Source organism: Bradyrhizobium sp. ORS 375 (assembly GCF_000239775.1).
Taxonomy (GTDB): Bacteria; Pseudomonadota; Alphaproteobacteria; order Rhizobiales; family Xanthobacteraceae; genus Bradyrhizobium.
Genome location: NZ_CAFI01000493.1, coordinates 1 through 12,354, shown reverse-complemented (window position 1 = coordinate 12,354; position 12,354 = coordinate 1). Strand labels below are relative to the sequence as shown.

At 67.1% G+C, this 12,354-nt stretch carries 9 protein-coding genes and 1 pseudogene; 5 read left to right on the top strand and 5 right to left on the bottom strand.

Features of this window, described 5'->3' with window-relative positions:
- Positions 1–349 precede the first annotated feature (349 nt).
- Both BRAO375_RS34310 and trhA read right to left on the bottom strand, forming a co-directional pair.
- A complete protein-coding gene (locus BRAO375_RS34310; protein ID WP_009032012.1) occupies positions 350–1,144 on the bottom strand; it encodes an SDR family oxidoreductase in 795 nt (264 codons plus the stop codon).
- Between the two features lie 24 nt (positions 1,145–1,168).
- Positions 1,169–1,864, bottom strand: coding sequence for a PAQR family membrane homeostasis protein TrhA (gene trhA / locus BRAO375_RS34305; protein WP_009032011.1), 696 nt, complete (start codon positions 1,862–1,864; stop codon positions 1,169–1,171).
- Between the two features lie 193 nt (positions 1,865–2,057).
- Between trhA and BRAO375_RS34300 the strand changes: the two genes are divergently transcribed.
- Entirely contained in the window at positions 2,058–3,521 is a 1,464-nt protein-coding gene (locus tag BRAO375_RS34300) for a YcjX family GTP-binding protein (RefSeq protein WP_009032009.1), read from the top strand.
- The gene (locus tag BRAO375_RS34295) at positions 3,518–4,549 is read left to right on the top strand and encodes a YcjF family protein (protein ID WP_009032008.1); all 1,032 of its coding nucleotides are present in this window, start codon (positions 3,518–3,520) and stop codon (positions 4,547–4,549) included. Before BRAO375_RS34300 ends, BRAO375_RS34295 begins: the two co-directional genes overlap by 4 nt.
- Here the strand turns inward: BRAO375_RS34295 and BRAO375_RS34290 are convergent, their stop codons facing one another.
- Positions 4,550–6,079, bottom strand: a complete 1,530-nt coding sequence (locus tag BRAO375_RS34290) for a glycosyltransferase family 39 protein (protein ID WP_035643593.1) — start codon at positions 6,077–6,079, stop codon at positions 4,550–4,552. It lies immediately after the preceding gene.
- A 200-nt stretch (positions 6,080–6,279) separates the two neighbouring features.
- Between BRAO375_RS34290 and BRAO375_RS34285 the strand changes: the two genes are divergently transcribed.
- From BRAO375_RS34285 to BRAO375_RS34275, 3 genes are all read left to right on the top strand, one after another.
- Entirely contained in the window at positions 6,280–8,013 is a 1,734-nt protein-coding gene (locus BRAO375_RS34285) for an adenylate/guanylate cyclase domain-containing protein (RefSeq protein ID WP_035643590.1), read from the top strand.
- A 230-nt stretch (positions 8,014–8,243) separates the two neighbouring features.
- Positions 8,244–8,444 (top strand): cold-shock protein, encoded by a 201-nt coding sequence (locus BRAO375_RS34280; protein ID WP_006609369.1) that lies wholly within the window; start codon positions 8,244–8,246, stop codon positions 8,442–8,444.
- A gap of 246 nt (positions 8,445–8,690) precedes the next feature.
- The gene (locus BRAO375_RS34275; RefSeq protein ID WP_009032005.1) at positions 8,691–9,899 is read left to right on the top strand and encodes a CaiB/BaiF CoA transferase family protein; all 1,209 of its coding nucleotides are present in this window, start codon (positions 8,691–8,693) and stop codon (positions 9,897–9,899) included.
- 1 nt (position 9,900) lies between these two features.
- Here the strand turns inward: BRAO375_RS34275 and BRAO375_RS34270 are convergent, their stop codons facing one another.
- Together BRAO375_RS34270 and BRAO375_RS38305 are read right to left on the bottom strand one after the other, a co-directional pair.
- Positions 9,901–11,445, bottom strand: a complete 1,545-nt coding sequence (locus BRAO375_RS34270) for a hypothetical protein (RefSeq protein ID WP_009032004.1) — start codon at positions 11,443–11,445, stop codon at positions 9,901–9,903.
- 184 nt (positions 11,446–11,629) lie between these two features.
- Positions 11,630–12,354 (bottom strand): annotated as a pseudogene (locus BRAO375_RS38305) (hypothetical protein); the annotation flags it as partial.

Below are 12,354 nucleotides of genomic sequence, written 5' to 3'. Positions count from 1 at the left end.
GACGCCATCACCCGGCATTCCCTGCGCCCTTCGTATTCTGAAGGGACAAGTCGATGCGAAGCTCGGGCGTCAGGCGCAGCGAGAACGCGAGGTCATGTCCAACCTTGTTCTCACAGTTCGATTGTCGATAACGTGTCCGCGGTCTCTCCCCATCGTCGTCCCGGCGAACGCCGGGACCCATACTCCGCGGCAGACATCGTTGAGCGAGATGGTCGACGCGCGTGCCTCGAACTGCTCCCTGGGGTTATGGGTCCCGGCGCCGCGCGCGCAATTGCGCACTAGGCCGGGACGACAGCGGAGCACGTTGATGGACATGGCCCGCCAGCCGTCGGCGTATATCGCCTCCGCCCTACCTCCCGAACTCCTCGCGCATCCTGGCCTGGATCTTGGCCATGCCGCCGAGCCAGCGGTCGTAGTTCTCGGTCTTCTTGCGCATATAGCCGAGCACCTGGGGATGCGGCAGGATCAGGAAGCTCTCCTCGGCGAGGCCCTTCAGCACGTCTTGCGCGACCTGCTCCGGCGAGAGATCGCCGTCTCCAGATTGCGGTCCTTTCGGGATCGAGCGCAGCATGTCGGTGTCGACGCCCTGCGGGCACAGGATCGAGACCTTGATATTGTCGGCCTTGTGCGAGATCGCCAGGTTCTCGGCAAAGCCGACCGCGGCATGCTTGGTGGTGGAGTACGGCGCGCTGCCGACCTGCGACAGCAGACCGGCCGCGGAGATCGTGTTGAGGAAGTAGCCGCCGCCGCGTGCCTTATAGCGCGGGATGAGGTGCCGTGCCGCCCAGACATGGGCCATCACGTGAATGGCCCAGTTGCGCGCCCAGGGCTCGTCGGAGGTGCCGCCGACATTCACCGACAGCGGATCGAAGCCGCCGCCGATGCCGGCGTTGGAGCAGAACAACGCGATCGGCCCGAACTGCCGCTCGGTCTCCTCGATGACGTGCTTGATGTCAGCTTCCTGCGAGACGTCGCAGCGGAAAGCTGCGCCGCCGATGGCCTCGGCAACTGCCTTGGCACCGGCCTCGTCGAGATCCGCCACGATCACCTTGGCGGCGCCTGCACGGGCGAACGCCTCGCACAGCGCCTTGCCGATGCCGCGGGCTCCGCCGGTGACCACCACGATGTTGCCGGTCACCTGCATGCAAAATCCTCCCCGCGGAATAATTTATGTCAGAACCAGATCGAGCACCGCCGTGTAATGGAAGCTGGCGCCCAGCAGCACGAAACCATGCCAGATTGCGTTCTGGAAACGCAAGCGCCGCCACGAATGGAAGATGACGCCGAGGCTGTAGAGGATGCCGCCGGTGAGCACGCAGGCGAGCACCGAGGTCGGCATGACCGCGATCACCCGGTCGTACATCATGATGCCGCTCCAGCCGAGCGCGAGATACAGCCCGATCGACAGCGCATCGAACCGGCCAGGCCAGCGCAGCTTGAGCACGATGCCGAAGATGGCGACGCCCCAGACGCCAAGCAGCAGCGCGACCGAAAACACGGTGTCGTGCAACGCGGCGATGAAAGGCGTGTAGGTCGCGGCGATCAGCACGTAGATCGCCGAATGGTCGAACCGGCGCAGCACCCATTTGGTCGGCGACACCGGCCACAGATTGTAGGTTGCCGACAGGATCAGCATCGACAGCAGGCCGGCGACGTAGATCGACACAACCACGATGTCGACCGGGCTGGCGTAGATCGCGGTCAGCACCACCAGCACCGTGGTAGCGACGAGGCCGGCGGCGATGCCGACGATGTGGACCACGCCGTCGGCGATCATCTCGACCTTGTCGTAATTCCAACGCATCGCCCCGGTGGCGGCGTGGACGGAGGTCGAGGCGAACTGCTTCAGTTGAAAGACGCTCATGTCAGAACCTGGCGCTGGATTTGCCGGAGATAAGCTTGGCGGGACGATTATGGTTTCCAGTGGTCAACGTTCCGTTCAAGCCGTGGTTCTACCTGGAACGAGCTATAAAAGTGAGCTTGAATCCGGCGTTTTGCATCGCCACCTGTCAAAAATCGCTCACGCTGATGTCAACAGACGAATCTCCTCCCCGCTCATGGTGTCCCTTTCCGAACTCGTCGAGGAAGCGCGGCTCTCGGCCCGCGCCCTGCTCGATTATGGCGAGAGCTTTTTCAACCCGACGATTCGCCTCGGCGTCACCGGCCTGTCGCGCGCCGGCAAGACGGTGTTCATTACCGCGCTGATCCACGGTCTCGTCCGCGGCGGACGCCTGCCGGTATTCGAGGCGCTGGCCTCGGGCCGCATCGCCCGCGCCTATCTCGCGCCGCAACCGGATGACGGCGTGCCGCGCTTTGCCTATGAGAGCCATGTGAAGTCCCTCGTTGCCGAGCGGCGCTGGCCGAGTTCGACGGTCGACATCAGCGAGCTTCGGCTGGTTATCGAATTCCAGCGCAGCAACGGCGCGGAGCGGACGCTGACGCTCGATATCGTCGACTATCCCGGCGAGTGGCTGCTCGACCTGCCGCTGCTCAACAAGAGCTATGAGGACTGGGCTCGCGAGAGCCTGGCGCTGTCGCGCAACGAGCCGCGGGTGCATCTGGCCGGAGCCTGGCATGCGCATCTCGCGACACTCTCCGCCACGGGGCGCGAGGACGAGCCGGCGACGCTCGAAGCGGCCCGGCTGTTCACCGACTATCTTCGCGCCTGCCGCGACGATCGCTTCGCGATGAGCCTTTTGCCGCCGGGGCGCTTCCTGATGCCCGGCAATCTCGCCGGCTCGCCGGCGCTGACCTTCGCGCCGCTCGATCTCCCCAGCGAAGGCAGCGCGCCAGACGGCTCGCTGTGGGCGATGATGGCGCGCCGCTACGAGTCCTACAAGGACATCGTCGTCCGGCCGTTCTTCCGCGACCATTTCGCCCGGCTCGACCGCCAGATCGTGCTGGTCGACGCGCTCGCCGCCTTCAACGCGGGACCTGAGGCGCTGCACGATCTCGAGGCTGCGCTGACGGGTATTCTCGACTGCTTCCGCGTCGGACGCAGTTCGGTGCTGTCGACGCTGTTCCGGCCGCGCATCGACCGCATCCTGTTTGCCGCCACCAAGGCGGACCATCTGCATCATACCAGCCACGACCGGCTCGAGGCGGTGCTGCGCCGCGCGGTCAATCGCGCGGTCAGCCGCGCCGAGAGCACCGGTGCGGCGATCGACGTGGTGGCGCTGGCGGCAGTCAGGGCGACGCGCGAGGCGCTGGTCGCGCGCGGCCGCGACAAGCTGCCCTCGCTCCTCGGCACGCCGGCCGCCGGCGAGAGCGCCAATGGCGAGATCTTCGACGGCAACACCGAGGTCGCGACCTTCCCGGGCGAGTTGCCGGCCGACGCCGAGGAGCTGTTCAAGGGCGGCGCCTATCGCGGCCTGTCGAGCGCCGCCGCCGACGGCACCGATTTCCGCTTCCTGCGCTTCCGCCCGCCGCTGCTGGCCCCCGACGCTGGCGGCGAGCCGGCGCTGCCCCATATTCGTCTCGACCGCGCCCTTCAGTTCCTGATCGGAGACCGGCTGCAATGAGCGATCGCGCCAAGCCCCGTCGGCCCCAGACCTTCCGGCTCGACGATCCCGATGTCGTGGTGGTCGATACCGAGGACGCCGGCCGGCCCGGCCGCGGCAGCATCCAGATCACGCCGGAAGCCGATCCGGCGCAATTGCCGGTTCCGGTGGAAGTCGTACTGCCGGCGCGGCGCGGCGTCCGCTGGGGCGCGCTGTTCTGGGGCTCGGTCGGCGGCCTCGTCCTGCTCGGTCTCGGCCTCGGCGTCACCAGACTGATCGAGGACCTGTTCGCACGCAGCGAGGCGCTCGGCTATGTCGGCGCCGGCTTTGCCGCGGCGGCCGCGATCGCGCTCGCGGCCGTGATCGGGCGCGAGACCTATGGGCTGGTGCGGCTGGCCACGATCGAGAAGCTGCACGCGCGCGCCGCCGCGGTGCTGCTGTCGGACGATCGCGCCGAGAGCCGCGCGGTCATTGCGGAGCTGTTGCGGATCGCGCACGCCAATCCCCGGCTGGCGCGGCCGCGCGCCGAGCTTGCCGGCCATGCCGACGACATCATCGACGGCGCCGACATGATCAAGCTCGCCGAGCGCGAGCTGATGACGCCGCTCGACATCGAGGCGCGGCGGCTGGTGTCGGTCGCGGCGCAGCGCGTGTCCGTGGTGACGGCCGTCAGCCCGCGCGCGATGATCGACGTGCTGTTCGTGTTCGTCGCGAGCCTGCGGATGATCCGGCAACTGGCCATGCTCTATGGCGGACGTCCCGGCGCGCTCGGCATGATCAGCCTGCTGCGCCACGTCATCGCCCATCTCGCCATCACCGGCGGCATGGCCGCGAGCGACAGCCTGATCCAGCAGGTGCTGGGACATGGCATCGCCGCCAAGCTGTCGCAACGGCTCGGCGAAGGCGTGCTCAACGGCCTGCTCACCGCGCGGCTCGGCCTCGCCGCCATCGACGTGACTCGGCCGATGCCGTTCGCGGCGCTGCCGCGCCCGGCGCTGGCCGATCTCGCCAAGGATCTGCTGCGCAAGCAGGAGGACGAGGAGAAATGATCAGGCGCGTGGCGTGGTGTCGAGTTCGCCGGCCAGCCAGCGCCACTGATAGAATGGCGAGTCCGGATGCGGCGACAGCTCGGGCGTCCAGCCGGTCAGCTTGTCCAGCGCGTAGCTGTCCATGACCACGCCGCGCCAGCTCCGCTCCACGCGGCCGAGTGGCTCGCGGCGCGCGCCCGTCTCCGCCAGAAGCCGGCCGGTGCCGTCCGGCTCGCGCACGACATAGAGGCCGGGATGGTCAGCGATCAGGGCCATGCCGGGATCACGAAAGCCCATGAAGCGGGCGCGCTCGTTGATCTGGATGACCGGCACGCGGCCCCGGAAGAACCAGCGCATCATCGCATAGGTGCGATAGTCCGAGGTCGCGATCCAGCTGGCGCCAGCGTTGTGAAGCTCCTGCTCGACCCGCGCCGCCACCTGCTGATACCCCGCCTCGGCCCCGATCGGATCAGTCCGGCCAAGGAAGTTCCAGGGAGCTGCGACGTAGTACAAGAAAATCAGGACCACCATGGCAATGCCGGTGCTGACCGCGATGCGCGCCCAGCGCAAGGTCGAGCGAATGAACCAGGCCGGCGCGCCATCCTGCTGCAGCTTGACGATGTTGATGGCGACCGCGGCAAAGCCGATCGGCCACATGAACATCGGCCAAGTGTCGCCGATCCGAAGCGTCAGAGACTTCCAGAGGAAGTAGAGAAAGGGCACCAGCACCGCGGTCGACAGCAGGATCGCGACCGGCTCGCGCGCGCGATAGCCGCGCCAGGCCGTGAGCGTCAGCGCCGTGAGCGTGACCGGGAACAGGACAAAGCCGACCTGTCCGAACTGCAGCCCGATATAGTCGCCGAGCGTCCGCCAGGAAAAATCATGCGGAGCGGCGGCGCGGACGAATTGGAAACGGAACGAGGCCCAGTCATGCTGCGCGTTCCAGATCAGCACCGGCGAGAACACGATCAGCGCGATCAGCGCGCCGCACCACGGATAAGGGCGGGCAAGCCAGCGGCCGCGCCAGCCCGGCACGAGCAGGAACGCAGCCACCGCCGGCAGCAGCATGACGACGGTGAACTTCGACAACAGCGCGAGCCCGCCGAACAGGCCGGCAGCCAGCCACCAGCGGCCGTCGTCGCTGTCGACGAGCCGCACCAGCGCCCAGACCATCGCCAGCGCAAACGGGATGGCGGCGACGTCCGGTGCCACCTTGGCCATCAGCAGGCCGTAGTACAGCGCGGCCTCCGGCAACAGCACGGCGAGGATCACCGCGCGGGCATCATGCGTGACACGGCGAACGATGTCGGCCAGCAGGAGCTGCGACGCCGCCATCGCGAGGATCCCCGCGAAACGAACGCCGAGATTGGTGTCGCCGAACAGCGCCGTTCCGAGCCGGACGAACCAGGCGATCATGGGAGGATGGTCGAGGAAACAGAGCTGAAGCTCCTTCGACCAGGTCCAGTAATAGGCTTCGTCGGTCCGCAGATCGAGCGCGCCGGCGTAGACGATGCGCATGATCGTCATACCGGCGATGATCGCCACAGCCATCGTCCATGCGGCACGCAGGGAGCGCGGAGGTGGGCTGTCGATGTTGGGGGACAAGGCCGTCACGCGGCGCTTTTCCCCGACTCCGCCGGGCGAGTCAACGCTTCCTCGTGCCGGCATCGCCAGCCTGGGCTCGCGATCCGTCCCTCTAGGCCGTCCGGGAATAAATCTCTAGCATCGCGGCTCAAGCTCACGCGGACCGCATGACCCTTTCGATGTCCCATCGTTTCCGGACCACCCTGCGCAGCATCGGCATCCGCCAGCTGCGGCTCATCTGCGGCATCATTCTCTTCAGCTATCTGCTCAGCCATTTTCTCAATCATGCGCTTGGCAACATCTCGTTGCAGGCGCTCGCCGTGGGCGTGGCCTATCATGTGGCGTTCTGGCAGTTTCTCCCTGTGGCGATCGTTTTCTACGCCGCCGTCCTGACCCACGGCGCTCTCGGCGTGTGGGCGCTCTACCAGCGCCGGCAATTCAGCCGCACCACATTGGAGCCGCTGCAGCTGGTACTCGGCCTCAGCATCCCCGCGCTGATCTTCAGCCACATCGCCGGCGTGCGCCTCGGCCAGACCTTGTACGGACAGGAAAAGCTCTACCCGCAGGTGCTGTATTCCTACTGGACCGGACCATCCTGGCGCGTCTGGCTGATGTCGGCCGCGCTGCTGACGTCATGGACGCATGGCTGCATCGGGCTGCATTTCTGGCTGCGGCTGAAGCCGTTCTACCGACGAGCCGCGCCATGGTTGCTCGCCTGCGCGGTGCTGATTCCGGCGCTGGCGCTGCTCGGCTTCTACCGGGGCGGCCGCGACGTGATCAGCGCAAGCGCTGCGTCGCAATGGCGCGCTGAGAACCTGTCATCCAGGCAGACGGGCACACCCTCGGAGCAGGCGACGCTCGAGGCGATCATGAACGGCTTCCTGATCGGCTATCTCGGCCTGATCGGCGCCGTGCTCGCGGCGCGAGGGGCTCGCGCGTTGCATGAACGACGTGGTGGAATGGTGACCCTGTCCTACAACAATGGACGCATCATCCGGGTGCCGAAGGGCCTTTCGGTTCTCGAAGCAAGCCAGCGCAACAACGTGCCGCACGCGAGCACCTGCGGCGGTCGGGCACGCTGCTCGACCTGCCGCATCAGGGTGATCGGCGACTTGAACGGACTGCCCGCCCCCTCACCGCGCGAGGCCTTCGTGCTGGCGCAGGTCGGCGCCGACGATCCCTCGATCAGGCTGGCCTGCCAGTTGCGCCCGACAGACGATCTGTCATTCTTTCAGCTGTTCATGCCGAACCTGACTCCGGGCGAGCACGGCAACCAGCGCACGCGCATCGGGCAGGAGCGCTATCTCGTCAGCCTGTTCATCGACATGCGCGGATCGACCAGCCTCGCCGAGAAGCGGCTGCCGTTCGATGTCGTGTTCATCGTCAACCGGTTCCTCGGCGCCGTCTCACAGGCCGTCCTGAGCCATGGCGGCCAACCCAATCAGTTCGTCGGTGACGGCATGCTCGCGCTGTTCGGACTGGCGGTCGATCCTCAAGTCGCCTGCAGGCAGGCGATCCAGGCCGCTCACGCGATCGCGGCGAACATCGCGGAGCTCAATGCGGTGCTCAGCCACGACCTTGATGACCCGATCCGCTTCGGCATCGGGATTCACGGCGGCGAGGTGATCGTCGGCGAGATCGGCTATCGCGACCACATGGTGTTCACGGCGCTCGGCGATGCCGTGAACGTCGCGTCTCGGCTGCAGGACCTGACGAAGACGCTTGGATGCCAAGTGATCATTTCCGACGACGTCTACGCACGAGCGGGGCTTGCGGCCGGGATGCTGCCTCAGCACGAGGTCGAGATCCGGGGCCGCGCCGAGCCGATGCGCGTCAGGACCGCCATGGACGCCGGCGAGCTCGCAGACCCTGGAGCACCCGGCGAAGGCGAAGCTGCATGAGCTCTCGTTGAACCTGTTGGTGACATCCGCTGTCCTACCAAGAGCGGTCGCGCGGCGCGGCGGCGGGCGGCCAAAAGCCGCAAAGCCGCCATGATATCGACCACTTCGGGCCCAAAGCGCCCGCTGTTTACGCTATCAAGCCTGTCGCAACCGCAGTATTCTCATTTTCCGGGCCTGACGGTTTGCGGGGACCGCCGGCCCGAACTGGATTGCTCCCGCGGAGGCAACGTATGGCTAAAGGTACGGTCAAGTGGTTCAACCCGACCAAGGGCTACGGCTTCATTCAGCCGGCGGCCGGGGGCAAAGACATTTTCGTCCATATTTCTGCAGTTCAGAAGGCCGGGCTCACGACCCTCAACGAGGGCCAGACGATCGAGTACGAAGAGATCGCCAACCGCGGCAGAAGCTCGGCTGAGAACCTGAAGGTGTAGCAGACGACGTTCCGCGCCATTCCGCCTCATGGCCCATCGGCGCGTACGTTCCTCTCCCCAGACAGCATCAGGCACCAAGAGACCAGACAGGAGCGGTGCCCGCTCCTGACCATACTGACATTTGTTTGTAGTTCGAATTCGCTCCGCAAGCATTGCCTCGACCGCCCGACCTGGGTCAAATGGCTGTCGAACCGCGCCGGTCACAGAATTCCAGCGCGCGGAAACAATGGACGGGAGCGACGCCTCATGGACGACAAGGGCATATTTCATGGCCTGAAGGTGCTGGACTGCGCGAGCTTCATCGCAGCTCCCGCCGCGGCGACCGTCCTTTCCGATTTCGGCGCCGACGTCATCAAGATCGAGCCGCCCGGCGCCGGCGATCCCTATCGCAATTTGCCCAACCTGCCCGGCTATCCGCGCAGCGAGCATAACTACGCCTGGTATCTCGAAGCCCGCAACAAGCGCAGCATCGCGCTCGACCTGTCGAAGCCGGACGCGCAGGCGGTGCTGCAGCGGCTGGTCCGTGAAGCCGATGTCTTCATCACCAACTTCCCGCCCTCGGTCAGGGCCAAGCTCGGCCTCACCTACGAGAAGCTCGCGCCGCTGAATCGGCGGCTGATCTATGCATCGTTCACGGGTTACGGGGAGAAGGGCGAGGAGGCTGATAAGCCCGGCTTCGACAGCAACGCCTATTGGGCGCGGTCCGGGCTGATGGACCTCGTCCGCGCCGACGAGACCACGACGCCGGCGCGCTCGGTGGCCGGCATGGGCGACCATCCGTGTGCGATGGCGTTCTATGGCGCGATCGTCACGGCGCTGTATCAGCGGGAAAAGACCGGCAAGGGCTGCCACGTCGCCTCCAACCTGATGGCGAACGGGGTGTGGGCGGCGTCGGTGCTGGCCCAGGCCAAGCTGTGCGGCGCCGCCTTCGTGGAGCGGCGGCCGCGCGAGCGGGCCCTGAACGCGGTGGCCAACCACTACCAATGCCAGGACGGCCGCTGGATCATGCTGTCGCTGCTCAACGAGGAGAAGCAGTGGCCGATCCTGGCCCGCTGTCTTGACCGTGAGGACCTGATCGACGATCCGCGCTTCAGGACCAAGGCCGACCGCCATGCCCGCTCGGTCGAGCTGATCCACGAGTTCGACGCGGTGTTCGCGACCAGGCCGCTGGCCGAGTGGCGCAGGATCCTCGACGGCAGCGGCCTGGTGTTCGGCGTGGTCGGCATTCTCGACGACATTCCGAACGACAGGCAGATGATTGAGAACGAGGTGCTGGTGCCGTTCGAGAACGACACCATGCTGACCGTCAACAGCCCGATCTTCATCGACGGCCAGCGCAAGGTCGCGCCGCGCAAGCCGCCCGGAATCGGCGAGCACAGCGACGAGATCCTGCGCGCCGCCGGCTTCGACGACGAGGCCATCCGGACCTTGCGCGCCGCCGGCGCGGTCGCCTGAGCTAGCGCGTCGCGATGAAGCACATGCCGAACCGCGTCGAAGGCCCGGTCTGACAGGACAGGTTCGCGGCGCAGGTCCAGCGCGAGAAGCTCTTGTCGTTGTCGGCGGCGTCAGCGCGGCGCGCATAGCAGTGCCCGCCCCAGCCGTCATTGTAGACCGTGCCGGCCAGCTCATCGCTGCCGCGCAGCTGCGGGCGGCTGGCGAAGCCGCGCGAAAAGTCCGGCGTACGGCCCTCGGCGATCGCATTGAGGATGTCGCGGCGGCGGACCTGGTCGCCGAAGAAGTGCGGCGAGCCGGGCACCACGACGGTGTTGGACGGCTTCTCCGCCATCCAGTCGACGCCGGGGAAATGGAACCCGCCGATGCCGCGGGTCTGATGGCAGCCGCCGCAGCTGGAATCGTTGAGTCGGCGTTCGAAGCCCGCGACCGACTGGATGTTCTGCAGGGTCACGCCCTGCGCAGCCGCCTTCTCCAGGGCACCGACCACATCGGCCTCGCTGAACACGGCTCCCGCGCCGCCGGCCTCGCCTTGCACCAGGCCATAGGCCGGCAGCATGTCGGAATTGACGAAGCCCGTCGGCGTCGGCGCGACCGCCACCTTGGCCAGGAACTTGTCGGGAATGACGGCCATGCCCCGATCGAGCTCGCCGAGATGCACCGGATCGAGCAGCCAGTCCCTGAACTCGCGCGCCAATGCGGCATCGGCCAGCAGCCGGTCGCGATCGATCTGATCCTCCAGCACCGCCTCCTCGAACGTCCGGCTCGCGGCCTGATAGTCGAACACCTTCATCATGTAGTCGGTGCGGAAGTCGTGGATCGCCGATTTCGGCGCATGCGCGATCTGCAGATTGGTCTCGATGCGGTGGATGTTCTCCGGCCTGATCAGCGCCAGCGGCCCGTCCGGCGCGGTCAGCTTCGCGGCCAGCTCAGGACCGGTAAGCTGCAGATCCGATGTCGCCAGCCAGCGCTTGGCGATGTCGGCGCAACTCGGCGTGTTGCTGTTCGCCTCGGCGTCGCTGCGCGCCTTGAGCACGATGTTCAAGGTCATCGGAAGCCGCGGCGAGGCCACCTCGCCGTTCTTGGCCTCCGGCGGCGTCGTTCGCGTCAGGCGATACAACAGCCGCACCTCGCCGCAATGCTCGGGATCGACGAAGGCGCGGTCCATGCGGTTGACGACGCCGGCCAGCACGAAGCGGGCGTCGGGTGAATCCAGCAGCGCGCGATCGAACAGCTGGAAGGCGTAGAAGTTGCCGACGCCGATGCTCTCGTTCGGCAGCGTCGCCTTGTGCGTCTCGACATAGCGGTCGAACTCCGCCTCGAGACCCCTGCGCACCGGCTGCATCGACGGCAGCGCGAACAGCGCGGCGTCGGTCAGCGGCGCATCGCTCGCGGAAGCCGGCGCCAGCATCCGGGCGAGGCTGAACGGGCCGTTATCGAGCGCGCGCAACGCCGATGGCTCCAGGATCGCCGTGCCGCGCTCGAGCGGCGCGCTCTCGTCGGCGTATGCAAGCGAGCCGCAACACAGCAGGGCCAGGCCAACTACCAACCGTCGCACGACGCGCCTCCTCTTCCGAACCACACTGCGCGAGCAAAGCCAACCTTGCCGCCGCGCGCCGGTGTGCTAGGCGCCGAACATAGCCGAAAGGCGGCGGCGGCGGACAATTGTGCGACGAGGCGCCTCACGTCGCGGTGAGGCGCCTCGTCGGATTCACTACGGGAGAGATGGCTCGTCAGCGCGCGACCACAAGTCCCTTCGTCGTGACCACCACCCAGCGGCCGTCCTGCTTGCGGATCGCATCGACCTTGCCGAGGCCGGGCACGGGATCGCCGGCATAGACCTCGTAGAGCCCGCCGCGTCCTTCGATCAGCGCGCCGCCACGGCCGACGTCGCGCAGCACCCAGCCTTCGACGACCCGGGGCTTGTTGGTCTCGGCACGGGCGGCCTCCGCCCTTGCTGCCTCCGTCCTTGCGGCCTCCGCTCTTGCCGCCTCGGTGCGCGCCGCATCAGCCCGGTTCGGTTCGGCCCGGTTCGCGTCTGTCCTGGCCGGCTCGGCCCGGCTCGCCTCCTGCCGCATCGGCACGCCGGACGGCGGGACCGCGGCGTTGATCGCGCCGAGCGCCTGCGGCACGGACGCGGTGGTGTCCCGCGTGGCCGCCTGCGTCGCGGCGGAGGCCTGCGCCGCGCGCAGCCGCTCCACGGCTTCGCTGAGCCGCTGCAATTCGCTCGGCTTGCCCGACGACTTGGTCGCCAGATCGCCCAGCACCTTCTCGAGCCGGTCGAGCCGCTCGGCCGATTTGTTCAGCTCGACCAGGCTGGTCTGGTTGGTCTGGTCGAGGCTCGCCTTGAGCGTAGCGAGCTCGTTGTCGATCCGCGAGATCGCCGCGCTCAGCGTCGGATCCGTCGATGCGCCGGAGCTGCTCTCTGCCACGCCGCCGCCCGAGCGGTCGATCAAGG